This window comes from Vibrio sp. 11986-1-5 (assembly GCF_963878025.1).
GTDB lineage: Bacteria > Pseudomonadota > Gammaproteobacteria > Enterobacterales > Vibrionaceae > Vibrio > Vibrio injensis.
Genome location: NZ_CAWNVW010000053.1, coordinates 18,784 through 41,150, shown reverse-complemented (window position 1 = coordinate 41,150; position 22,367 = coordinate 18,784). Strand labels below are relative to the sequence as shown.

The 22,367-nt window shown below is 45.0% G+C and carries 21 protein-coding genes; 13 read left to right on the top strand and 8 right to left on the bottom strand.

Annotation, left to right across the window (positions count from 1 at the left end; translation table 11 throughout):
* Positions 1 to 36: 36 nt before the first annotated feature.
* Complete coding sequence (locus AACS00_RS15375) at positions 37 to 777, bottom strand: YciK family oxidoreductase (RefSeq protein WP_110167914.1); 741 nt, start codon at positions 775 to 777, stop codon at positions 37 to 39.
* A 135-nt stretch (positions 778 to 912) separates the two neighbouring features.
* On the opposite strand from AACS00_RS15375, the gene sohB reads away from it, so the two are divergent.
* A complete protein-coding gene (sohB, locus tag AACS00_RS15370) occupies positions 913 to 1,974 on the top strand; it encodes a protease SohB (protein ID WP_040904869.1) in 1,062 nt (353 codons plus the stop codon).
* 20 nt (positions 1,975 to 1,994) lie between these two features.
* On the opposite strand, the gene rrtA is transcribed toward sohB, so the two are convergent.
* Complete coding sequence (rrtA, locus tag AACS00_RS15365) at positions 1,995 to 2,603, bottom strand: rhombosortase (RefSeq protein ID WP_110167913.1); 609 nt, start codon at positions 2,601 to 2,603, stop codon at positions 1,995 to 1,997.
* On the opposite strand from rrtA, the gene AACS00_RS15360 reads away from it, so the two are divergent.
* Positions 2,568 to 3,179 (top strand): tRNA-uridine aminocarboxypropyltransferase, encoded by a 612-nt coding sequence (locus AACS00_RS15360; RefSeq protein WP_110167912.1) that lies wholly within the window; start codon positions 2,568 to 2,570, stop codon positions 3,177 to 3,179. The genes rrtA and AACS00_RS15360 overlap by 36 nt on opposite strands.
* A gap of 11 nt (positions 3,180 to 3,190) precedes the next feature.
* On the opposite strand, the gene AACS00_RS15355 is transcribed toward AACS00_RS15360, so the two are convergent.
* The 4 genes from AACS00_RS15355 to accD form a co-directional block, all read right to left on the bottom strand.
* Positions 3,191 to 4,516, bottom strand: a complete 1,326-nt coding sequence (locus AACS00_RS15355; RefSeq protein WP_110167911.1) for an anti-phage deoxyguanosine triphosphatase — start codon at positions 4,514 to 4,516, stop codon at positions 3,191 to 3,193.
* 96 nt (positions 4,517 to 4,612) lie between these two features.
* Positions 4,613 to 5,197 (bottom strand): 5'-deoxynucleotidase, encoded by a 585-nt coding sequence (gene yfbR, locus AACS00_RS15350; RefSeq protein WP_004395571.1) that lies wholly within the window; start codon positions 5,195 to 5,197, stop codon positions 4,613 to 4,615.
* 271 nt (positions 5,198 to 5,468) lie between these two features.
* Positions 5,469 to 6,491, bottom strand: a complete 1,023-nt coding sequence (trpS, locus tag AACS00_RS15345; RefSeq protein ID WP_110167910.1) for a tryptophan--tRNA ligase — start codon at positions 6,489 to 6,491, stop codon at positions 5,469 to 5,471.
* Between the two features lie 296 nt (positions 6,492 to 6,787).
* Complete coding sequence (accD, locus tag AACS00_RS15340) at positions 6,788 to 7,663, bottom strand: acetyl-CoA carboxylase, carboxyltransferase subunit beta (RefSeq protein ID WP_110167909.1); 876 nt, start codon at positions 7,661 to 7,663, stop codon at positions 6,788 to 6,790.
* A 109-nt stretch (positions 7,664 to 7,772) separates the two neighbouring features.
* On the opposite strand from accD, the gene AACS00_RS15335 reads away from it, so the two are divergent.
* The 5 genes from AACS00_RS15335 to AACS00_RS15315 all read left to right on the top strand — a co-directional run bounded on the left by AACS00_RS15335 (position 7,773) and on the right by AACS00_RS15315 (position 11,640).
* Positions 7,773 to 8,672: a LysR family transcriptional regulator gene (locus AACS00_RS15335; RefSeq protein ID WP_181397605.1), complete on the top strand. Its 900-nt coding sequence runs from the start codon at positions 7,773 to 7,775 to the stop codon at positions 8,670 to 8,672.
* A 241-nt stretch (positions 8,673 to 8,913) separates the two neighbouring features.
* Positions 8,914 to 9,399, top strand: coding sequence for a hypothetical protein (locus tag AACS00_RS15330; RefSeq protein WP_072668522.1), 486 nt, complete (start codon positions 8,914 to 8,916; stop codon positions 9,397 to 9,399).
* Between the two features lie 255 nt (positions 9,400 to 9,654).
* A complete protein-coding gene (locus AACS00_RS15325; protein ID WP_004395565.1) occupies positions 9,655 to 9,924 on the top strand; it encodes a PTS sugar transporter subunit IIB in 270 nt (89 codons plus the stop codon).
* Between the two features lie 13 nt (positions 9,925 to 9,937).
* Positions 9,938 to 11,194: a PTS ascorbate transporter subunit IIC gene (locus AACS00_RS15320; RefSeq protein ID WP_072668521.1), complete on the top strand. Its 1,257-nt coding sequence runs from the start codon at positions 9,938 to 9,940 to the stop codon at positions 11,192 to 11,194.
* Positions 11,191 to 11,640 carry a PTS sugar transporter subunit IIA gene (locus tag AACS00_RS15315; RefSeq protein WP_181397604.1) on the top strand — a complete coding sequence of 150 codons (450 nt, stop codon included), beginning with the start codon at positions 11,191 to 11,193 and terminating at the stop codon, positions 11,638 to 11,640. Before AACS00_RS15320 ends, AACS00_RS15315 begins: the two co-directional genes overlap by 4 nt.
* A 63-nt stretch (positions 11,641 to 11,703) precedes the next feature.
* Here AACS00_RS15315 and AACS00_RS15310 read toward each other — a convergent pair whose 3' ends face one another.
* Positions 11,704 to 12,918: a pyridoxal phosphate-dependent aminotransferase gene (locus AACS00_RS15310; RefSeq protein ID WP_110167906.1), complete on the bottom strand. Its 1,215-nt coding sequence runs from the start codon at positions 12,916 to 12,918 to the stop codon at positions 11,704 to 11,706.
* 301 nt (positions 12,919 to 13,219) lie between these two features.
* Between AACS00_RS15310 and AACS00_RS15305 the strand changes: the two genes are divergently transcribed.
* The 6 genes from AACS00_RS15305 to menE all read left to right on the top strand — a co-directional run bounded on the left by AACS00_RS15305 (position 13,220) and on the right by menE (position 20,477).
* Positions 13,220 to 14,530, top strand: a complete 1,311-nt coding sequence (locus AACS00_RS15305) for an isochorismate synthase (protein ID WP_110167981.1) — start codon at positions 13,220 to 13,222, stop codon at positions 14,528 to 14,530.
* On the top strand, positions 14,527 to 16,239 hold the full coding sequence (gene menD / locus AACS00_RS15300) for a 2-succinyl-5-enolpyruvyl-6-hydroxy-3-cyclohexene-1-carboxylic-acid synthase (RefSeq protein ID WP_110167905.1): 1,713 nt from the start codon (positions 14,527 to 14,529) through the stop codon (positions 16,237 to 16,239). Before AACS00_RS15305 ends, menD begins: the two co-directional genes overlap by 4 nt.
* Positions 16,229 to 17,044, top strand: a complete 816-nt coding sequence (gene menH, locus AACS00_RS15295; protein ID WP_110167904.1) for a 2-succinyl-6-hydroxy-2,4-cyclohexadiene-1-carboxylate synthase — start codon at positions 16,229 to 16,231, stop codon at positions 17,042 to 17,044. Before menD ends, menH begins: the two co-directional genes overlap by 11 nt.
* A 33-nt stretch (positions 17,045 to 17,077) precedes the next feature.
* Positions 17,078 to 17,944, top strand: coding sequence for a 1,4-dihydroxy-2-naphthoyl-CoA synthase (gene menB, locus AACS00_RS15290; protein ID WP_110167903.1), 867 nt, complete (start codon positions 17,078 to 17,080; stop codon positions 17,942 to 17,944).
* An 89-nt stretch (positions 17,945 to 18,033) separates the two neighbouring features.
* Positions 18,034 to 19,023 (top strand): o-succinylbenzoate synthase, encoded by a 990-nt coding sequence (gene menC, locus AACS00_RS15285; protein WP_110167902.1) that lies wholly within the window; start codon positions 18,034 to 18,036, stop codon positions 19,021 to 19,023.
* Positions 19,023 to 20,477 carry an o-succinylbenzoate--CoA ligase gene (gene menE / locus AACS00_RS15280; RefSeq protein WP_110167901.1) on the top strand — a complete coding sequence of 485 codons (1,455 nt, stop codon included), beginning with the start codon at positions 19,023 to 19,025 and terminating at the stop codon, positions 20,475 to 20,477. The genes menC and menE overlap by 1 nt, the downstream gene beginning before the upstream one ends.
* 5 nt (positions 20,478 to 20,482) lie before the next feature.
* On the opposite strand, the gene AACS00_RS15275 is transcribed toward menE, so the two are convergent.
* Positions 20,483 to 22,354, bottom strand: a complete 1,872-nt coding sequence (locus AACS00_RS15275) for an MFS transporter (RefSeq protein ID WP_110167900.1) — start codon at positions 22,352 to 22,354, stop codon at positions 20,483 to 20,485.
* Between the last annotated feature and the right edge of the window lie 13 nt (positions 22,355 to 22,367).

The window sequence follows — 22,367 nt, the reverse complement described above, 5'->3', positions numbered from 1 at the left end:
GGTTTCTATTTTCCGAATGAATGTGTTTGAAGTGGATTATTTCGGTTGTGCGTCAATACATTGGCCATGCACGTGTTGGCTCTCTCTGGCCATTAAATAGAGATAAAGCGGCATGATCTCTTGCGGTGTTTTCAAGCGGTTAGCATCTTCTTGTGGATACGCCTTGGCGCGCATGGCGGTGCGTGTTCCACCAGGATTAATCGCGTTGACTCGTAATGGGGTATCACGTAGCTCATCGGCTAGGATCTGCATCATCCCTTCAGTAGCAAATTTTGAAATAGAATAGCTGGCCCAACCTGAACGGCCACTGTGACCCACCGTCGAGCTGGTAAAGACAACTCGGCCTTGTGGCGAGCGTTTAATCAAGGGTAAAGCCGCTTGGGTAAGTAAAAGTTGAGCTTTGACATTGACTTGCATTACCTGATCGTAAGTGTGTTCGCTAATCGCTTCAAACGGGCTGATGTCGCCTAATAACCCAGCGCTATGCAGTAAACCATCTAATTGACCACATTGTTGCTCTATCTTGCGCATCAAGGCTTGATAATCGTTTTTGCTGGCATGTTGCATATCTAAGGGGATCGCTAAGGCTTGTGGGTAGCCAGCGTTGATAATTTCATCGTAGGTTTGCTGCAGTTTATCTTCGCTGCGGCCGAGTAAAATGACCCTTGCTCCATGGGCGGCGTAAGTGATAGCCGCTTGTTTGCCAATACCATCACTGGCACCGGTGACTAAAATAACCTTATCTTGTAAAGCATCAACAGCAACAGAGTAATTCACGTCAGATTCCTTTTGGTTATAATCTCGAATCTAATCCAACTTTGGCAGTTCAACCGTCCGAGATGAGGTTTTACTTTAAGTCTTTGTGACAAGGTGGTTACAATACACCAATTCGTATTAAAGAGGATGAGCACTTTGGAATTTTTATTAGATTACGGGCTGTTTCTAGCCAAGATTGTCACTGTGTTAGTGGCGTTAGTCGTGATCTTGGTGATGATAAAATCGGGTGGTGGTAAATCAGGCGCCAATAAAGGCGAGCTAGAAATCACCGACTTAACCGAGCAACATAAAGCAACCGTAGAGCGTTTAGAATCTTATCTGCATGATGAAGCGTTTTTGAAAGCACGCGATAAAGCAGAGAAGAAAACGGAAAAAGAGCAGAAAAAAGCCAAGCAAAAAGCACTCAAACAGGCAGAGAAAGAGGGTGAGCTAGACTCTAAACGCGAGCCGCATCTATTCGTGCTCGATTTTCATGGCAGTATTGACGCCAAAGAAGTCAGTTCATTACGTGAAGAAGTGACCGCAATTTTGGCCGTGGCTCAACCAGGCGATGAAGTGCTGGTTCGGTTAGAAACCGGTGGTGGCATGGTTCATGGTTACGGACTGGCCTCATCACAGCTTGATCGCCTCAAAGCCGCTCAGCTTCCTTTAACGATTGCCGTCGATAAAGTGGCCGCCAGTGGCGGTTATATGATGGCTTGTATCGCCGATAAAATTGTTGCCGCGCCGTTCGCGATTGTCGGGTCAATTGGGGTGATTGCTCAAATCCCTAATTTTCATAAATTACTTAAACGCAATGATATTGAATTTGAACAGCTTACCGCTGGCGAATACAAACGAACCTTGACGATGTTTGGTGAAAACACCGATAAAGCCCGTGAGAAATTTAAGCAAGAGCTGGAAGAAACCCATGGTTTGTTTAAAGACTTTATCCGTGACCACCGCCCAGCACTTGATCTAGACAAAGTTGCCACTGGTGAGCATTGGTTTGGCAGTCAAGCCAAAGCATTAGGCTTAGTGGATGAGATTGCCACGTCAGATGATTTGATCGTCAACGCATGCAAGGAAAAAACGGTTCTTGCAGTGCGTTATGTGCGTAAGAAAAAGCTTGCCGATAAGCTCGCCGGAACGGCCAGTCAAGCAGCGGATGCGGTACTGCTGAAATTGCTCAGCCGTGGGCAGCGTCCTTTGATGTAATATAAAGAGAACTTGGTTTTCTAATCCGCGCCGCGACTTAAGTTGCGGCGTTTTTTTATCAGCAGAAACTGAATCAAACCTAACGTCAGTCCACCTAGGGTGCCTGCTAAATGGGCTTCGGTGGCGACTCGGGCTTGAATCAATTCAGCGGTCATCATGGATGCTCCGAACCACTGCTCCCAAGCGACTTTAGCGATGACGCCAAGCACTAGCCATAAGCTACTGCGGCGGCCGTTTAGCCACTCTAGTAGAGCAAAGTAAGCAAACAAACCGTGCAATACGCCAGACAAGCCGACATACAGCGTCATCTCGGTAAAAAAGATACTTATCCCGACCGATAAACTCAGCATAATTAAGGCGAAGAATAGTGACTTGATGCTAGGCATAAATAAAAAGACGATGACCCAGAGACCGGCGAGGTTCATACCTAAATGAGCAAAGTTGGTATGAGTGAAATTTCCTGTTAGGATCCGCCACCACTGTCCCTGCTCAATCGACGTTAGTTGCCAAGCGCTGAGCTCGGAAAAAGGCGGGAATTGCAAGCCCAAACAGGCTAAGCTCAGCAAAATTAACCCTAGGTAGATATTCACGCTATGTCTCGATATTGTTCTCAATGTGGTAAAGCTCATAAAGTTTGTTTTTGCTCTGCTATCGTGCGTTTAGATTCAGCCATTGAGCTTATCATACTCCAGCATCCTACCGAGCAGAATCGCCCATTAGGCACCGCGTGCATTTTAGCCTTATCGCTCCCTAATAGCCGTTTATTGATCGGCGAGGATTTCACGACACACCCCGAGCTTAATTGTCTATTGGCTGAGGAAGAGGTACAGCATATGGTGTTGTATCCTAGCCAGCAATCAATCTGCGCTTCAAGCAAACCATGGGTTGGTCGGTCTCATAAACTACGGGTCATTTTACTCGATGGTACTTGGAAGAAAGCGTATAAAATGTGGCAGCTATCGACCAATTTGCATGGGTTACCGTGTTTGCATTTGCCCACGGATCTCGAAGGTAATTACCGGATTCGTAAAGCGCCCAGTGAAAATAGCTTATCGACCGTTGAAGCGGGTTACCACCTATTGCAGTTGGCGCAACCAGAGCAGGATTATTCACCACTACTGACGGTGTTTTCACAGATGATCGATACCCAGATTCAGCACATGCCGCCAGAGATTTTTGCTAAGCACTATCTTCAAGATCAATAAAAACGCCGAACTCACAAGCTATGGGCGGAAAACAGCTCTTGATGCATCCGTTGTGCATAGCCGTCGGTCATGGCGGCAATATAGTCACAAATCACCCGCATCCCACCACCGAGATGCTGCTCTGCGCTTTGCCATTTTTCTTGTGTTCCATGAGGCAATAAACGTTCAGGGTCGGCGGCCAGCGCTTCAAATAAATCCATAATAATTTGTTGGCCTTTATATTCAAAACGCTGAACTTGTGGCACTTGAATGACATATTGGCTGACAAATGACTTTAAGACTTCCAACGCATCGGCCATCGCTGGCTGTAGATAAGCATTAAACGCCAGCAATGGGCTTGCAAATGGATGATCGACCGGATGAATGCTGATACTGGTTAATAGCGCGTTGACCATGCCGCCTATCGCATCTTTACGAATATGATGCTGGCCGGAAAAGAGCATGTCAGTGAGCGTATGAGCATGTTCTGCAAACCAAGCGTCGCCACTGTTAAGCAGTGGGATTTCCGCTGCTTGCTGCCACTGCGCTTTGGTGACTAAACCAAGCACAATCGCATCTTCTAAATCATGCACTCCGTAAGCAATGTCATCGGCCAGCTCCATAATCGAGCAATCTATCGATTTAAAACGGGTTTTCTTATGCTGATAAGGGGCGCTGACTTGGTCGCGCATTTCACTCAGTTGTTGCCTATCTTGTTCACTCAGCGGTGAGAGAACCCACTCAAACCCTATCTGATCACCGTCATAAATGCCCTTAGCCGGAGACCAAGCTTTGGCTTTTAGTTGTCGCTGGTGGGGCACGGCTTCAGGAATTTTCTCAGCGCGAGTCTGACTTAATAGTGCGGGATATTTTAATAGCCCCAGCAGAGTACGACGTGACAGATTCATCCCATGATGCTCTGTATAAGGCTCTAAACTGGTGACAATCCGAAACGTCTGCGCATTGCCTTCAAACCCGCCATGCTCACGCATCATATAATTGAGCGCCACTTCACCGCCATGCCCATAAGGCGGATGGCCAATATCGTGAGCAAGGCATAACGCATCAATCAAACTGTCAGAAGGTAACAGACTACGAAATTCCGGTTGTTTAAGTTTCAGCTGAGCCACAATGCCAGTACCAATTTGCGCGGCTTCTAAAGAATGGGTTAAACGCGTGCGGTGAAAATCATTTAAGTAGGTGCCATGAACTTGAGTTTTGGCTTGTAAACGCCGAAAAGCCGCCGAGTGGAGGATCCGCGCTCGGTCGCGCTGAAAAGGGCTGCGATGATCATCACGGCGAATCTTATGTTCATCATCATTACGCGCGTGCCATTCTGCTGGAAGGGTGATCTGCATACTGAGCGACTCCTAAAGGATGTTTATAAAACTGATACCCTTTCTACCTGCAACTCCAAGTTGTTTGGGTACATAAGTTGTTTAGCTACAGGTAGATTAGCTTATTTCGTCGAGTGTTAATTCAAAGCTTGGAGCAAAAGTTTGCAGAAAGTAGACCATTTCTGGGGTCTGACGCTCTTTTAGTGTGACATCCAAGCGCTTTTTAGCCAGAGCGTATTCATGGTTACCAGCACTCAGCTCTTCCAAACATTTCAGATAGGCGCACAAACTGTCGGCTTGTTTGACGATGGTGGCATCTTCACTGTGAGCCGCTTCAGTGAGTAGAAAAGGTTTAAAATCGTCTTGAAACTCTTCCGGCAACATGGCCAGTAGGCGCTGTTCAGCGGCGGCTTCAATTTTTTTATATTCTTTAGCAATATCAGGGTTAAAGTATTTAACGGGTGTGGGCAAATCGCCAGTTAACACTTCACTACTGTCGTGATACATGGCCAATAACGCGATACGCTCAGGGTTGAGTTGCCCGGCAAACTTCTTGTTTTTTATCACTGCCAGCGCATGAGCAACAAACGCCACTTGCAGACTGTGTTCAGAAACGTTTTCTTTGGAGATAGAACGCATCAGCGGCCAGCGTTGAATTAATTTCATCCGTGCGAGGTGAGCAAAAAAGTGGCTCTCTTTCATAGCAATAGACATCCTTGCTTAATGGGATTGATGGATCTCGTCAACTGAGTATAACGTTATCTCTCTATGACTTGAAGTTACCACTTTGCCGCGACAAACTTGCAGCGGCAGTGAGTAGAGTGACATTCGTTCACCAGGGTAACGTGTTTTTATGTTTATGGGGATATGAGAGCCATTGATGGCTCTCACCAAAGGTTAGCCTAGCGCGGCGTAAAAGTTTGCTCGATAGATTGGTCATATCACAGGATGCGTAGCTGAAACGTTAAGTTATTCAGAAAATATTTAGTCCAAAGATATCTTTTACAACAAAAAGTACTTTTTCCGTCTTTTCTCTAGATACTTGGCTACCTTTCGCCAATATATCAATTAATTGAGCCTTATCACTTAAAAATTCAGCTCTTCTTGTCCTTATTGGTCTGAGCATATCTTGTAAACATTCCTCTAATACTTTTTTTGTCGTGCCATCTCCGAGCCCACCACGTTGATAATGATCTTTTAGCTGGTTGATATAGTTTTGATCGGGGTGAAACGCATCGAGGTACGTAAATACAATATTGCCTTTAATAGTACCAGGATCTTGGATTCTGAGGTGGTTAGGGTCGGTATACATAGATTTCACTGCTGCGGAGATCTCTTTTTCAGTCGCGCCAAGATTAATGGTAGTTCCCATTGTCTTAGACATCTTATTTTTACCATCTATGCTAGGTAAACGTGATGCGTTGCTTAACAAGGGCCTACACTCGTTCAAAACGATTCGTCCTGCTAATAAATTAATCTTTCTAACTATCTCATTAGTTTGTTCAAGCATTGGCAACTGGTCATCCCCAACTGGAACCAATGTTGCGTTAAAGCCAGTAATATCAGCTGCTTGAGATATAGGGTAGGTTAAAAAGCCTGCAGGAATTGATCGTTCAAAGCCTTTGCTTTGTATTTCACTTTTGACCGTTGGGTTTCTCTCTAATCGACTGATTGTCACAAGATTGCTGTAATACATAGTCAATTCAGCAAGAGCAGGAAGTTGTGATTGAAGGCAAATTGTCGTTTTACAGGGGTCGATACCAACGGCAAGATAATCCGCGACAACATTCAGAATATTAGATGATACTTTGTTCGGATTGTGAGCATTGTCTGTAAGACCTTGCATATCAGCAACAAGAACAGTTTGCTCGTGAATATCTTGTAAAGCGACCCGTTGTTTTAAAGAGCCGACATAATGCCCCAAGTGCAATGGGCCAGTAGCTCTATCGCCAGTTAAAATGACTTCCGATTTTTTAGTGTATTGACTTGTATTCATTGATAGATCTCCTAGTAAAAATAGATTGCTACTGGAGATACAAGAGAAATTACAGTCTTAGCTACCTTCCAGCAGCTTAAGAATGTAAAAATTCCGTGCCGCTCTAAATAGAGCGCCACCAGAAAAATAATGATGAAGGTTTGGAAGTGTTTTTCATTTTTGCAACTTATCAACAATTCTTTTGAAAGACAATCTAAACAATGGTTACTTTCTATTGAATTGAAAAAGCGGTTTTAGTTGATTTACGATCTGTATGATGAATATCAATAACGCTGGTTCTGTTTTTACTCTGATGGCTAGTCTCGTTTTTGCGGTAGGCGTACGGTTACATTGGTCATCTTCGCAATTAAGCTGCCGACTCTTTGGCGCATATCACGTCTATCGACAATCATATCTAGCGCGCCATGTGCTAAGAGAAACTCACTTTGCTGAAAATTTTCAGGTAATTTTTCGCGCACGGTTTGCTCTATCACTCGGCGCCCTGCAAATCCGATTCTGGCTTTTGGTTCGCCAATATTAATATCACCCAGCATTGCTAAGCTTGCAGAGACACCACCATAAGTTTGATCGGTTAGGACCGAGATATAGGGTAATTTAGCCATGGCCAGTTGTCTGAGAGCCGCGCTGGTTTTGGCCATTTGCATCAAAGCGGTAAGTGACTCTTGCATTCGAGCGCCACCACAAGCAGAAAAACATACCAATCCACACTGGTTATCAATCGCTGTGTCAACTGCCCGCACGAAACGTGCTCCCACCACCGAGCCCATTGAGCCAGCCATAAAAGAGAATTCGAAGGCACAGACAACAATAGGTAAACCCATTAGTTTCCCTTTCATTGCCACCAGTGCATCTTTTTCTCCGCTATTTTTCTGAGCGAGAGCAAGGCGTGTTTTGTAGCGCTGTAGATCCTTAAAATTGAGCACATCTTTAGGTTCATATTCGCTGCCAATTTCAATCCGATCTTCACTATCCAAAAAATGATCCAAACGTTGACGGGCAGTCATTCTCATATGGTGATCACATTTGGGACACACTGCCAAATTTTCCTCCAGTGCAATTCGGTATAAGATCTGTTCGCAAGCCGGACATTTCGTCCATATTCCCTCGGGAATGGATGTCTTGCGATTACTAATTCTATTCTTCTTGTCTAACAGCCTTTCTAACCAACTCATGGGAAACTGTAATCCAGTTAACTTTAATGAAGGGTATTGTATAAGCCTATTTCTGGTAATAAAGTGTTGATTATTGGTTTTACAATCCCACTTTATGGGACTAAGTGCGATGCTTGATAAGATTGATCCACAGTGGTTAACCAGTTTTCACTGTGTTTATGAAAACAACAGCTTTAAACGGGCAGCAGAATTTCTAGGGTTACCGACATCCAACGTCAGCCGTCATATTGCGTTATTAGAGGAGCGATTAGATACTCGATTATTTACCAGAACCACACGCCGAATTGCTTCAACAGATGCTGGAGAGCATCTTTATTTGTGTACGCAGCCATTGCTGGATAAGCTTAATCAGGCTCTTGAAGAGGCCGCTCAGCATTCTCATGCCGTTGTGGGAGAATTGAAGATTTTAATGCCAGATTCACCGGCTTTAGCCGAGGCCGTGGTTTCTTTTTGTAACCAATATCCGTCAGTTTCATTATGTTGCGATACCAGCATCAATCCTAAAGAGGATTTATTGGATGGCTTTGATATTGTGCTAAGTTTTCAGCGGGGAAAACTTGAAGACAATAGTTGGGTAGCTAGGGAAATTCAACGTTGGCCGAGTGTTGTGGTGGCATCACCAAAAATCCTACAACGTTTTCCCAGACCTTTTCAGCTTGCCGATTTGAAACAGGTTCCCTGTATCAATAGCTTTACCGTATTACATGGCAATCCGTGGATATTTAAAAATGCTAAAGGTCAGTTGATTACGCAGAAAGTAGCGTCTTCGTTTAAGATCAACAGCGGACATCTTGCAAAAACAGCGGCTATTTCTGGTTTAGGTTTTGCGATATTACCTAGGGCATTTTGCCAAGCAGAGATACAAGCTGGCATGTTAGAGGTCATCGAGATGGAATATCAGCCTGACGATCTCGTGCTGTATGCTTTTTATGCTTCCCGCCGGCATTTAGCGAAAAAAATTCCGATCTTCATTGAACATCTAAAATATCACGCCAGTCTCGTTGCTTGAGATGTCTACAAGGATCCATAAACTCAATTTCTCAACCAGCAAAGACGTCACAGAACATAAAAAGCGGATCATGATTAGGAGCCGCTATGGCATTATCTTACTTTTGCATTCTCATTAACGAGGCTAAATGACTAGCAATAGAACCTAATCGTTTCTCTCAAGCTGTAGAGCATATATACTTTGAACGAGCCACTTCTTTGTCTCGATACGAAAGTGGCAAAGGTAGTATTAGGAATTTAGGATGTTAATTAAAAAAATGGATGCACCCCATGATATGCAAGTTGGTGCGAGATTTGAAACTAAAAAGCATGGCTATGTTGTTGTTGTTGAGTACTACAATACCCATACAGTCATTGTCGCTTTTGAAAATACAGGAAATATTCGGTCAATTACAGCGGCTAAGTTGCGCAATGGTCAAGTTTTTGATCGTTCAGTTCCCCCTCAATCTTCAATGGTGGGTGAAAAAATTGAATCGGTAAAACACGGTACTCTCACGGTTGTACAAGTTGAGTCTGAGAATATTGTGGTTCTCGAAAATAGCGCAGGCGAGCAAGTGCGTATGATCATGGCTGCGGTACAAAAACTTCGAGAGAGTAGTGAATCACTGGATCCATCACAGCAACCCGTTAAATTACCCACATCATTAACTGCTTTAACTAAGCGAAGTAAAAAAACTAAAGATGTTAATAGCTTACTCAAAAAGATGCTTTCTGATTACGGTAAATAGTAGCATCTTATCGTACTCTTTAGGGGCTTTACCCTATTCATAAAAAATCACTAGCTCTCGATCACATCTTTTATGTTGATATTTCGTGTCGAGTTTTATCGATAAAATACTTTGTTATTTAGTGATCTACATCACGAGGTCAATTTGACTTTGTGATGGTTGTCATTTTATTTTTTTGTCATTTGGTTATTATTTTTTCATCCAGTAATGGGAATGAAAAAATATTCTTAATTAACTCTACAGAGAAATAATATTATGAAAAAAATTATGGTTGTATGTGGTAATGGCCTTGGCACATCATTAATGATGGAAATGGCAGTGAAAGAGGTCGTCGCTAAAATGAGTCTAGATGCAGAGATCGACCATGAAGATTTATCTTCTGCCTCATCAAGCAAAGCGGATATTTGGGTAGCAGCAACGGATATTGCTAATCAATTAAAAGATCAAGGTAAAGAAAATATAGTAAGCCTAGCAAATATTTTCGATAAAAATTCAATCGAAGAACAATTAAAAAAATTCATATAAGGAATTATGGTCTATGGAAAATTTCTTTGAATTTATGCTTGGCTTGTTAAAAGAGCCAGCGATCATGGTCGGTCTTATTGCCTTTATCGGCTTAGTGGCACAAAAGTCTGATATTTCGACCATCCTAAAAGGGACAATAAAAACCGTAATGGGTTTTTTGATTTTAGGTTTTGGTGCTGGTGCTCTTGTGGGGGCTCTCAATAACTTCTCAACCGTTTTTATTGAAGCGTTTGGTGTAAGTGGTGTTATTCCAAATAACGAGGCGATTGTGGCTCTAGCACAAGAAGCTTTTGGTTATGAAATGGCATTGATTATGTTCTTTGCTTTCATGGTGAACATTTTGTTAGCACGCTTTACACCATTAAAGTTTATTTTCCTAACCGGCCACCACACCATGTTTATGTCAATGTTGGTTGCGGTCATCCTATCTACTGCGGAAATCAAAGGCGCATTGTTAGTAGCAATCGGCTCAGTTATTGTTGGGTCGTTAATGGTAATTATGCCTGCACTGGTACAGAAGTATACAGAAAAGGTCATGAATACTGATCAGCTTGCTATGGGCCATTTCTCGACATTCTCTTATATTATCGCTGGTTTTATTGGCTCTAAGTTTGGAGACAAATCAAGGTCAACAGAAGACTTGAATGTTCCTAAAAGTTTAATGTTTTTACGTGATACGCCAGTTGCAGTAGCGGTAACAATGTCGCTATTTTTTATGATTTCTTCTATTTTTGCAGGTGGTGAATTTGTAGAAATCGTTTCAGGTGGTCAACACTGGATAGTATTTACTTTTATTCAATCGCTAATATTTGCTGGTGGTGTTTATATTGTACTGCAAGGTGTCAAGATGCTTATTGCTGAAATCGTACCAGCATTTAAAGGCATTTCTGATAAGTTAGTGCCGGGTGCTCGTCCTGCTCTCGATTGTCCAATGGTATTCCCTGTAGCACCTAATGCGGTATTAATTGGTTTCTTGTCCTCATTTGCTGCTGGCCTTGTCGCAATGGCAGTACAGGGTGCACTTGACTGGACAATCATTGTTGCAGGTGTAGTACCTCATTTCTTTGTTGGCGGTGCAGCAGGCGTGTACGGCAATGCAATGGGAGGTTTGCGTGGTGCAATCCTTGGTTCTTTTACTCAGGGTTTATGTATTTCGTTCCTGCCGATGATGCTGTTACCTGTACTGGGTGGTTTGGGTCTTGAAGCAACAACGTTTGCAGACTTCGATTTCGGTGTTGTAGGCTTGATTCTTGGATGGATTGTCTCATGAGTATTTTTAATTTAATTGGCGACAACGGAATTGTTATTTCAAACGAAAAAAACTTAACTGTTGATGCTGCATTAGAACTCGCCTGTTCGACACTCATCGCTCAAGGTAAAATTAATAAAAGCTATCTAGATGCGATCAAAGAAAAACATAAAGAAATTGGTGCATATTATGTATTAGCACCTAAAATTGCCATGCCACATGCTCGACCAGAAGATGGGGTTAATGAAGCTTGTTTGCAAGTAACGATATTTAAACATGGTGTAGATCTAGAATCGGAAGATAATGGCGATGTTTATTTATCTGTAACTCTAGCAGCAGTAGATTCAGACAGTCATATTCAAACCATTGTCGCTTTATCTGAATTATTCCAAAATGATGATGACATAAATGCAATCATTTCTGCAGAAAGCAAAGATGATATTGTGAAGATTCTGAAGAAATATTAACTTTTTATAAATATTGCATCAAATAAGCCCTCAATAACTTGAGGGCTTCTATTTAAATAAGATTTATTGACTATAAGTACTTAAAAAACGTTCGAAGCGGCCGATGGCGACCTCCAAATCCTCAACGTGAGGTAAGGTAACGATGCGGAAATGATCCGGCTTTGGCCAGTTAAAGCCAGTGCCTTGCACCAGTAGTACTTTCTCTTGGATCAAGAAGTCTAAAATCATTTTTTGATCGTCTTTGATACTGTATTTTTTGGTATCAATTTTCGGGAATAAGTACATCGCCCCTTTGGGTTTCACACACGAGACACCAGGGATTTGGTTGATCAGTTCCCAAGCGCGATCGCGCTGTTCTAACAAACGGCCACCGGGTAAGATCAGCTCATTAATACTTTGATAACCACCAAGGGCGGTTTGAATCGCATGCTGCATTGGTACGTTAGCGCACAAACGCATGGAGGCAAGCATATCAAGGCCGGCGATATAGCCTTCGGCTTGATGTTTAGGACCGGTTAAGAACATCCAGCCGCCACGAAAGCCACATACACGATAAGCTTTTGATAAGCCGTTGAATGTTACCACTAATACATCTTCGGTTAGTGTTGCGACTGAAGTGTGTACCGCACCATCGTAGAGAACTTTATCGTAAATCTCATCAGCAAAAATCATCAATTTATGTTGGCGAGCAATCTCAATCACTTCCAGCAAGAAATCTCGGCCGTACACCGCGCCAGTCGGATTGTTAGGGTTGATGAGAACAATACCACGAGTTTTAGGGGTGATTTTCTTTTTAATATCATCCAGATCCGGATACCAATCCGCCTGTTCATCACACAGATAGTGCACCGCAGTACCGCCAGAGAGAGCCACCGCAGCGGTCCATAATGGATAGTCAGGAGCTGGCACCAGCATTTCATCGCCGTTGTTGAGTAACGCTTGCATTGACATAACGATCAGTTCAGACGCGCCATTACCAATGTAGACATCTTCGACATCTAGGCTGCGAATACCGCGTTTTTGGTAATACTGAACCACCGCTTTACGGGCAGAGTAGATCCCTTTTGAATCGCAATAACCTTGGGAGGTGGGTAGATTGCGGATCACATCAACTAAAATTTCATCTGGGGCATCGAAGCCAAACGGGGCCGGGTTGCCGATATTGAGCTTTAGTATTTTATGTCCTTCTTCTTCCATGCGTTTAGCATGTTTGAGTACAGGTCCTCGAATGTCGTAGCAGACATTATCGAGTTTTGACGACATCCCGATATTTTGCATTGTAAGAATCCTAAAAATTATTAAAAAACTTTATTAAACCAGTCTAGATTGCCTTTTTTAAGAATATAAATCTATAGCTAACCGGTTTTCATGACGATATTCTTTTTGGTTGCAGATGAGTGATATCCGTTTGGTAAATGACTCAGTGCACTTTAATTGTACCTGCTCATGTTAAATTGTTAAAAAGATCCTCTTAGAGGCAGGAGAAGGTCAAAAAAGAGCAGTTGCAACCTTGATTTACGCTAACGCTGTCAATAGAGTAGCCGCTGTTAAATCGAATCTCATAGTCGACGAGGTCGCTTTGTCTCATTTTCATCAAGCCATTGCTCGGTTGATAGAGCAAATCAAGAACGCAAAGGATAACGACGTTCGTTTTGTGCAAACATTAATAGACCCACCGCCTTTTGCGTTGATCGATTGGCTTGAAGCTCAGCCTATATTTCCCAAATTTTATTGGCAGTGCCGTGATGGACGCGAAGAAGTGGTGGCTGTCGGTCAATTGTATACCTTTACCGAACCGGCCCCTGCTTATGCGATATTAGGCGATAACCAGCGTGTTTGGGGGGGACGCTCGTTTGATGGGCAAACGGATAAAAACCGACGTTGCATGTCATCGTTTTTTTTCTTACCGCAAGTGGAAATTATCCGTTTTGATCAGAGTTGGAGCTTGGCTGCCAATTTTATCGCCCAAGATCGCCAGCGCACGTTAGCGACCTTGGAGAAGTTACATCGCGAGGTGGCTCCGCTATCGCGCTTGCATAGTCAGGTTTTGACAGTCGAGCATTTACCCAAGCAAAGCCATTGGAGTGAATTGGTTAGTCGAGCATTAACCAGCATTGAGCAGCAGCAGTTTAAAAAAGTGGTGTTAGCTCGCCAAACACGTTTAACCCTTGATAATCCAATCAGCGCTGCGCAATTACTCAAAGCCAGTATTGCTGATAATCAACGCAGTTTTCATTTTTTATTCGCTCTAGATAGTAAACACAGTTTTATCGGCTCAACACCAGAGCGTCTATACTGTCGCCAAGGGCAAGAGTTACAAACGGAAGCTTTGGCCGGGACTATTGGCCGTGGCAACACGCCCGAGCAAGATCAACAACTGGCGGATTGGCTCATTCATGATGGTAAAAACCTCAATGAAAACCAGTATGTGGTGGACGATATCATTGAACGTTTAACTCCTGTGGCTGAGCACATCGAAGTGGAAAGCGAGGCGCGGTTAGTTCCTCTGCGTCAAGTGCAGCATTTAAAGCGTGATATTGTTGCGCAGCTCAAGCCAAGCATCAATGGTGTGCAGCTATTGAGTGCGCTACAGCCTACCGCTGCAGTGGCTGGCTTACCTCGTCAGCCAGCATTAGATTTTATCACTGAACATGAGCCGTTTGCCCGCGGTTGGTACGCAGGTTCCATGGGCTATTTTAGCCATCAGCAAGCGCAATTTTGCGTGGCTATCCGTAGCGCGCTAGTGGTGGAAAATTGTGTTCAGCTTTATGCGGGTGCCGGCATTGTTCCGGGGTCGATTGCCGAGCATGAATGGCAAGAACTGGATAAGAAAATGTCTACCTTGCTGAGTTTGATCACCGATAAACCATTATTAGGGATGGCTTCATGAATCAAGACCAAGCCTTATTAAATCGAATTTGGTCACAGACCCTATTAGAAGAGTTGACTCGTTTTGGCGTGAGTCATGTATGTATTGCGCCCGGTTCACGTTCGACGCCACTGACTTTAGAAGCCGCGGCGAATGAACAACTGCAAATCCATACCCACTTTGATGAGCGTGGTCTGGGCTTTTTAGCCTTAGGCTTAGCGAAAGCCAGCCAAACACCGGTAGCGGTGATTGTTACTTCCGGCACCGCCGTGGCTAATTTACTACCGGCGATTGCTGAGTCGAAATTGACCGGGGAACAATTGATAGTATTAACCGCCGATCGGCCACGTGAGCTGGTAGATTGTGGGGCTAATCAGGCGATCGTACAAAATAATATTTATGGCTCGCATGTGACTCAAGCTATTGATTTACCAAGCCCAACCTTGCGCTTGCCATTATCTTGGTTATTAACCACGGTTGACGATGCCTTGCAGCAACAAAGGATGCTGGGCGGCTCAGTTCATATTAACTGCCCTTATCCAGAGCCACTTTATTCTAGTCATGGGCGTGAATTGTACGCAGACTATCTCGCGACGGTTGACGCATGGCGTCAAGATCAGCAGCCTTACAGCCAACGTTATCAAACCCTGAGCGCACCATTGCCAAGTGATAATGCGTTGTTAAGCCAAAAAGGGCTAGTGATCATTGGTTCTTTACCCTTAGTTCAAGCTCAAGCGGCGTTAACGTTTGCCGAGCAACTTGGTTGGCCTGTGCTGTGCGATCCTCAATCTGGGGTGAGCAGCGAATGGGCACATTACGATTTATGGCTACAAAATAGCACGGCAAGAGCCCTGCTGAGTGAATGCCAGCATGTGGTTCAATTTGGCGCTCGAATCGTTTCCAAACGTTTAAGCCAGTGGTTAGAACAACAACTGACAAAAGCGAGCTGTGGTTACACTTACATTAGCCCCCAAGTCGCGCGCAATAACCCTAGCCATGCCGCGCAGCAGCATTGGTTGTGCGATGCGGTATCTTGGGTTGAGCATCAATTGGCTAAGCAGCACGCATTACAAACGCTACATGCTGGTTGGGCAGATGAGCTGAAAGCGTATGCCTCAAGCATTGCCCAGCTTGCAAAGCTGCATCTATCGCAACCCCAGTTAAGTGAAGTGGCGGTGGCTTTGGATCTCACTGAGCGTGGCGCTGCCAGTACTCTGTTTATTGGTAATAGTTTGATCGTGCGTTTAGTGGATATGTTCAGTGAGCTCAAACAGCGTGAGGTATTTTCCAACCGCGGCGCATCAGGCATTGATGGACTGGTGGCGACGGCTGCAGGGGTTCAGCGAGCATTGAATAAGCCGATGTTGATGTTACTCGGTGATACCTCACTATTGTATGATCTCAATTCGTTAGCTTTAGTACGCACGCCACCACAACCGCTAGTGATTGTGGTGATCAATAATGATGGCGGCGCGATTTTTGATTTATTACCGGTTCCCGAAGCGCAGCGAACGGCGTTATATCAGATGCCACATGGCTTAAATTTTGAATTTGCGGCTAAGCAATTTGCCCTCGATTATCAAGCGCCGGAAACTCTAGTGGCTTATCAACAAGCCATTGATCAGCACTTAAAGGCCGGAAAAGGGACGTTAGTGATTGAGGTGATAACCCCATCACAACAAGCCGCTGAACATCTTAAGCAACTGATGTCACAAATTCATGCTTTATAGTCAGTGGTTACCGAAGATTGAGCCGGCTCAACCTGCACAGAATAACGCTGTGCAGCCGGTGGTGGTTTTTTTGCATGGTTTTTTGGGCTCGAGTCAAGATTGGCAAATGGTTATCCAGCGGCTGCGTGGAGTGTATTCACTACTATTGATTGATTTGCCGGGACACGGTCAGAGTCGCCATCTTGATTGCAGTAATTTTGCTGATGCTTGTCAGCGGGTCGCTCAAGTTGTCAACGCTCATTGTCCTCCGACAACGCCTATCTGGTTAGTTGGCTACTCACTGGGGGCAAGATTGGCAATGCTGGGTTGCACTCAGGGCTGGTTTGACGCGCTCAATATTCAAGGCTTAGTCATTGAAGGCGGCCACTTTGGGTTAACCACTGAGGAAGAGAAGAACGCCCGTTGGCAGCACGACCAACATTGGGCCGCGCGCTTTGCTCACCAACCGATTGCTCAAGTTCTCACCGATTGGTATCAGCAAGCGGTATTTTCTTCACTGAATCATGAGCAAAGACAAACCTTAGTCACGTTACGTAGTGATAACCTTGGTCCTGCGGTTGCAAAAATGCTATTGGCTACTTCGTTGGCAAGGCAAGCGGATGTGCGCTTGTCGTTATCCCTTGTCCCGTTTCGCGTCCATTACGTATGTGGACAAAATGATGCTAAATTTTATTCACTTGCTCAGCGCAGTGGTTTGCATTACCACGTTGTTGAGCAGGCTGGACACAATGTTCACCATGAACAACCGCAAGCTTTTGCTCAACTGATGATTGAGTTAATGGCATGTAGCAACGCTGAACGTTAATTATAAACCTAGACAATAACAGTGGAAATTACCATGGCTAAAACAGTAGGCATTTCAGAACAAGAACTCTATGCTCCCGTTGAATGGCAAGATTGCAGCGGCGATTATCAAGATATTCACTATCACAAATCGGCTGATGGCATTGCAAAAATTACCATTGCACGTCCGCAGGTGCGTAATGCGTTTCGCCCACTGACCGTGAAAGAGATGATCCATGCTTTAGCCGATGCTCGCTACGATGAGGGTGTTGGGGTGATCATTTTAACTGGCCTCGGTGAAAAAGCATTTTGCTCTGGGGGCGATCAAAAAATTCGTGGCGATTACGGCGGTTATCAAGATGATAGTGGGACTCATCATCTCAATGTACTGGATTTCCAGCGTCAAATTCGCACTTGCCCTAAGCCTGTGATTGCTTCTGTCGCCGGTTGGGCTGTCGGTGGTGGTCATGTATTACATATGATGTGTGATTTAACCATTGCTGCCGACAATGCTCAGTTTGGTCAAACCGGTCCTAAAGTCGGCTCGTTTGATGGAGGCTGGGGCGCTTCGTATATGGCGCGCATCGTGGGGCAAAAGAAAGCTCGGGAAATTTGGTTCTTATGCCGTTTTTACGATGCGCAAGAAGCCTTAGATATGGGCTTAGTTAACACGGTGGTAGCGGTTGAAGATTTAGAAAGAGAGACCGTACGTTGGTGTCGTGAAGTACTGCAACATAGTCCAATGGCGCTGCGCTGCTTAAAAGCGGCGTTGAATGCCGATTGTGATGGACAAGCGGGGCTGCAAGAGTTAGCGGGCAATGCCACTATGCTGTTCTATATGACCGAAGAAGGGCAGGAGGGACGCAACGCGTTTAATGAAAAACGTCGTCCAGACTTTAATAAATTCCCCCGAAACCCGTAATTCACCGCTTTAAACTTTATCTCTTATCGGTCACGTTTGATCCGGTGAGAGATAAATCATTCCATCGTATTTAAGCAAAAGGATCCATCATGCGCAGTGCCAAGCTTTATCAATACCAATTACCCATGGATAGCGGCGTGATCCTTCGTGAGCAAAAATTGACTCAACGTGAAGGATTTATTGTTGAATTAGAGCAAGATGGGCAAGTAGGTCGCGGAGAGATTGCGCCATTGCCCGGCTTTAGCCGTGAGTCTCTGCAAGAAGCAGGAGCGTTAGCGAAAGAGCAGTTAGCCTTGTGGGTACAAGGTAAAGAGGTTCAGATTGGCAATGACTTTCCTTCAGTTGCCTTTGGTTTATCGATGGCGCAGATGGAGCTAACAGGCGAGCTTAGTTCCGAGGGGCAATACCATTGCGCTCCATTATGTAGTGGTGATCCTGATGAGTTGATCCCGTTACTTAACGCTATGCCAGGTCAGAAAGTCGCTAAGGTTAAAGTGGGCCTGTATGAGCCGATCCGCGATGGCATGTTGGTGAATTTGTTTTTAGAGTCGATGCCAGATCTGCAGTTAAGATTGGATGCCAATCAAGCATGGAGCAAAGAGAAAGCGGCTAAATTTGCCCAATATGTCTCGCCTTCGGTGCGCGGCAGGATAGCGTTCTTAGAAGAGCCTTGTCGCTCACCAAGCGATAGCCTTGCTTTTGCCATTGACAGCGGCATTGCCATCGCGTGGGATGAAACCTTACAACATGCGGTGCAGCAAGCGGACTTTCAGTTAGAAGAGTTAACTGGAGCCAAAGTGATCGTGATTAAACCCACGCTGATTGGCTCAGTGCAAACTTGTCAGGCGTTAATTGAAAAAGCGCGCCGTCTGGGGATTCAAGCGGTGATCAGCTCAAGTATAGAATCAAGCTTAGGCTTAACTCAGCTCGCTCGTTTATCTCATTGGTTATTACCAGAGAGTGTCCCTGGCTTGGATACAATAGGCTTATTTAAAGCTCAGCTAGAAACACCTTGGCCGGGCTGCACCTTACCGATACACCGCTTAGATCAACAAACACTTGTGTGGCAATCCGCTTAATGAATACCCCGTGGCGACAATGGCAGCAGCGCGATCCACAGCGTATTGCGTTGCAGCTAGAGCAGCAGACCTTCACTTGGCAGCAATTGAGTGAGCAAGTTAATCGTTACGCCGCCGCACTCGAGCAAAACGGAGTGCGTTCTGGTGATGTGCTTACCTTGGTTGGGAAAAATCAGCCATCAATATTATGGTGGCTAGTAGCGGCGATGCAACAAGGGGTGATGTGTGCCATCACTATGCCGCAGCCCGCTGCGCAACTGACAGAAAAACTCACTCGTCTGTATGGCTCTCAGCCTGCTTGGTTATGGTTATCACCATCACTCAACGCCTTGAGCGATGAATTGAAAGCATCTTATCCATCACCATTGCAAATGATTGAATCGCCTAGCGATCAAGTGTTTTCAAGCGCGGGTTCTTCAATCGCGGTATTAGATAGAGATAGAGGAGTTGCGTGCTCTGCCGCTTATGCGCTGGATAATCTGGCGACGCTTATTTTTACCTCTGGTTCCATGGGCGTCCCGAAAGCGGTCGCTCATACCCATCGTCAGCATTTTGCTTCTGCTAAGGGCTTATTAGAGCGGTTTGCATTTAGCGAGCAAGATACTTGGCTACTCAGTTTGCCCCTTTATCATGTCTCTGGTCTGGCCATCGTGTATCGCTGGCTCGCGGTCGGCGGCTGTTTAAAACTGGGCACGGGTCAATTACTCGATGATATTCAACAGGTCAGCCATGCTTCTTTGGTGGTGACGCAACTGCAACGATTGTTAGCCAGCCAACAACCCCTTAGCTTAAGCCATGTTTTACTGGGTGGCAGTCATATCCCACTGACCCTCGCTCAGCAAGCGGCTCAGCAAGGGATCGAAACTTGGATTGGTTATGGGATGACGGAAGCGGCGTCTACGGTGACCGCCAAACCGGTAGATGAGACAGCGAGTGCTGGCCAAGTGCTACCGAAACGGCAAGTAAAAGTAGTCGATAAGCGGATTTGGATAGCAGGGGAAACCCTAGCCAGTGGTTATTATCAACAAGGGATACTCACGCCATTAACCAATCAAGATGGTTGGTTTGATAGTGGTGATTTAGGGGCTTGGTATAACGATGAACTGTGCATTATTGGCCGCGCGGATAACTTGTTTATCTCCGGCGGAGAAAATATTCACTGTGAAGAGATTGAAACCGTGTTAGCTCGTCATCCGCAGATTGAGTTAGCGATAGTTGTCCCAGTGCAAGACGTCGAATTTGGCGCGCGCAGCATTGCCGTGCTGCGTTGCCAATCTTTGCCCGATCAAACGCAACTTGCCGCATGGTTGGCGGATAAGCTAGAAAAATTTAAACATCCCATCGCTTACTGGCAGTTGCCTGACACTCTGGCCGAGAGCGGTATTAAGATTTCACGTCAAGCGGTGAAACACTGGTTTGCCGATCAGCAAAGTCGTTATACACCACTAGACTAGATCTATCAGCGCCAATCACCACGTAGTTGAGCGACTTTTTGTTGCATCAACTCGGTGTTGGCCTGTCCACTGCTGACCGCTTCACCGGCTTCAATCTCGATTTTCCCGCGTAATTTACGAGGTAGACTACGACAAGCACGACCATTATAGCGACTAAAGAAGCTGCCCCATAAGCCTTTAATTGCCATCGGGATCACCGGTACTGGGCTACGTTTTAAAATCACGTCTATTCCGCGCATAAAAGGAGCGATCTCACCATCACTGGTTAGGCGGCCTTCGGGGAAAATACACACTAAATGACCATCTTGCAGCGCTTGATCGACTTCAGCAAAGGCGCGGCGAATCGAACTGCGTTTATTGGCACAAATCGGAATCACTCCAGCTCGACTGAGTAACGGTCGTAAAATAGGAATGTTCGCGTAATCTTCTTCCATCACGAAGCGGATCAAGCGTGGGCAAACCGCGCTGAGCAATAAGGCATCCATATAACTGACATGATTACAGACAATCAGTGCGCCGCCGTGCTCTGGTAGATGATGCAAGTTTTTATGTTTCATCCGATAAATAGTATGAGTCAATGCCCAAACCACCAGACGCAGGACAAAAATAGGCACTTGTAAAAACAAGTAGGTGGTCATCAGCACATTCAGCACGGCAAGCAAAATAAACAGTTGCGTTATGGTTAATTCAAGTACGCTTAAGCAGATAATGCCGAGCAGAGCACTGCCCACCATAAACAACGCATTGTAAATATTGAGCGCGGCAATGACTTGTGCCCGTTCAGTACTTTTCGCTCGATGCTGTAATAGGGCATAAAGGGGCACAATAAAAATCCCGCCAGAAACCCCTAATAACAACAGATAAATAAACAGCGGCCAGAGGGCTTGATGGCTAATAAAATCGTGAAACTGACTAAATTGGGGCAAGCTCTCTGGGACGCTTGCCGCCATCAGATAGCCAAACAAGCTAATACCTAAACTGCCGAGCGGCACCAATCCAACCTCGATACGATGATTAGAGAGTTTGTCACAGGCGAGAGAGCCAATAGCGATACCTATTGAGAAAAGCGCGAGCAAAAATGACACCGCGCTTTCTGTACCATTAAGAAAGAGCTTCGTAAAATTGGGAAACTGGGTGAGGTAAGTGGCGCCTAAAAACCAAAACCAGCTGATGGCCATGATGGATTGAAAAATGGTTCTGTCTTGTTTGGCGATAGCCAGCGTTGTGCGAGTATGATGAATAGGGCGAAAAGTAAACACCAAGTTAGGATCGCTCGCCGGAGCGATAGGAATAGATCGGCTAGCAAGATAGCCGAGTAAGGCAAAAAAGATCACTGCACCAGCAGCAATATCATGGGCATGATCGAGTGAAGCAATAACGCCAGCGCCAATCGTGCCCAATAATATGGCGAGAAAGGTACCGGTTTCCACTAACGCATTGCCCGGAACCAGCTCATTGGTTTTGAGTTGCTGAGGCAGCAGCGCGTATTTGACCGGACCAAAAAACGCCGATTGGGTGCCCATTAAAAACAGCATGATGAGCAATAAAGCGTAGCTTTGAGTCATAAAGCCCAGCGCACCAATGCACATAATAGCGATCTCAAACAGTTTTACTCGGCGAATAAACCATGATTTTTCGAATTTATCGGCTAATACCCCCGCTGAAGCAGAGAACAAGAAAAACGGCAGCACGAACAGACCAGCAGCAAGATTGATAAATAGGTGGCTAGAGATGGATAAGGTATCTGCAGCGGCAAAAGCAACGAACAGCAACAACACGTTTTTAAAGATATTATCGTTAAATGCGCCAAAAAACTGGGTAATAAAATAAGGAAGAAAACGTCGTTGTGTTAACAATGAAGATTGAGAGCTGTACATGGTTCTGCCTTAA

Excerpts from the sequence above, each read along its gene's own strand:
- AACS00_RS15360 (WP_110167912.1), top strand. The coding sequence starts at position 2,568 with ATGTCTCGATATTGTTCTCAATGTGGTAAAGCTCATAAAGTTTGTTTT.
- rrtA (WP_110167913.1), bottom strand. The coding sequence starts at position 2,603 with ATGAGCTTTACCACATTGAGAACAATATCGAGACATAGCGTGAATATC.
- AACS00_RS15355 (WP_110167911.1), bottom strand. The coding sequence starts at position 4,516 with ATGCAGATCACCCTTCCAGCAGAATGGCACGCGCGTAATGATGATGAA.
- yfbR (WP_004395571.1), bottom strand. The coding sequence starts at position 5,197 with ATGAAAGAGAGCCACTTTTTTGCTCACCTCGCACGGATGAAATTAATT.
- trpS (WP_110167910.1), bottom strand. The coding sequence starts at position 6,491 with ATGAATACAAGTCAATACACTAAAAAATCGGAAGTCATTTTAACTGGC.
- accD (WP_110167909.1), bottom strand. The coding sequence starts at position 7,663 with ATGAGTTGGTTAGAAAGGCTGTTAGACAAGAAGAATAGAATTAGTAAT.
- AACS00_RS15335 (WP_181397605.1), top strand. The coding sequence starts at position 7,773 with ATGCTTGATAAGATTGATCCACAGTGGTTAACCAGTTTTCACTGTGTT.
- AACS00_RS15330 (WP_072668522.1), top strand. The coding sequence starts at position 8,914 with ATGTTAATTAAAAAAATGGATGCACCCCATGATATGCAAGTTGGTGCG.
- AACS00_RS15325 (WP_004395565.1), top strand. The coding sequence starts at position 9,655 with ATGAAAAAAATTATGGTTGTATGTGGTAATGGCCTTGGCACATCATTA.
- AACS00_RS15320 (WP_072668521.1), top strand. The coding sequence starts at position 9,938 with ATGGAAAATTTCTTTGAATTTATGCTTGGCTTGTTAAAAGAGCCAGCG.
- AACS00_RS15315 (WP_181397604.1), top strand. The coding sequence starts at position 11,191 with ATGAGTATTTTTAATTTAATTGGCGACAACGGAATTGTTATTTCAAAC.
- AACS00_RS15310 (WP_110167906.1), bottom strand. The coding sequence starts at position 12,918 with ATGCAAAATATCGGGATGTCGTCAAAACTCGATAATGTCTGCTACGAC.
- menD (WP_110167905.1), top strand. The coding sequence starts at position 14,527 with ATGAATCAAGACCAAGCCTTATTAAATCGAATTTGGTCACAGACCCTA.
- menH (WP_110167904.1), top strand. The coding sequence starts at position 16,229 with ATGCTTTATAGTCAGTGGTTACCGAAGATTGAGCCGGCTCAACCTGCA.
- menB (WP_110167903.1), top strand. The coding sequence starts at position 17,078 with ATGGCTAAAACAGTAGGCATTTCAGAACAAGAACTCTATGCTCCCGTT.
- menC (WP_110167902.1), top strand. The coding sequence starts at position 18,034 with ATGCGCAGTGCCAAGCTTTATCAATACCAATTACCCATGGATAGCGGC.
- menE (WP_110167901.1), top strand. The coding sequence starts at position 19,023 with ATGAATACCCCGTGGCGACAATGGCAGCAGCGCGATCCACAGCGTATT.
- AACS00_RS15275 (WP_110167900.1), bottom strand. The coding sequence starts at position 22,354 with ATGTACAGCTCTCAATCTTCATTGTTAACACAACGACGTTTTCTTCCT.